Below are 389 nucleotides of genomic sequence, written 5' to 3'. Positions count from 1 at the left end.
CACCCTGCGGGACACGCTCTATTACAACCCGGAGCGGGATCTCTCCGTAACGGCGGCCCTGTCCGTCGATCATCAGATGTACCGCCATTACGACACGCTCTGGAGCCAGCAGGTCGTTCTCGGCGGCGGGGAATACTGGCAGAAAAATCAGCCCGCTGGCGCCATCGCCCTGCTGGGTTACGGGCAGCGCATTCAATGGAACAACGTCATTGATAGCGGCGTGATGCTGAACTGGGACAAGCGCCCTTTCGACGGTAAACGAGAAAGCAATCTCTCCGTCACGTTTGATGCGAATTTACGCTTTTAAGGATGAATATGCTGAACAAACGTTTTTCTGTGAGCCTGATAATTATCGGCTGGTTATGCCTCAGCGCGAGCGTCTGCGCTCA

1 protein-coding gene is annotated in these 389 nt (G+C 55.3%); it reads left to right on the top strand.

The genetic code is table 11. From position 1 onward, the window contains the following. Window positions 1-307: hypothetical protein (locus CSV68_RS16865; protein ID WP_199175060.1), on the top strand; the 307-nt coding region annotated here is incomplete at its 5' end. Window positions 308-389 lie beyond the last annotated feature (82 nt).

It is taken from the genome of Sporosarcina sp. P29, assembly GCF_002743265.1.
In the GTDB taxonomy this organism is placed as follows: domain Bacteria; phylum Bacillota; class Bacilli; order Bacillales_A; family Planococcaceae; genus Sporosarcina.
The sequence above is the reverse complement of the archived record's forward strand: the minus strand, read 5'-3'. Positions and strand labels throughout refer to the sequence as shown.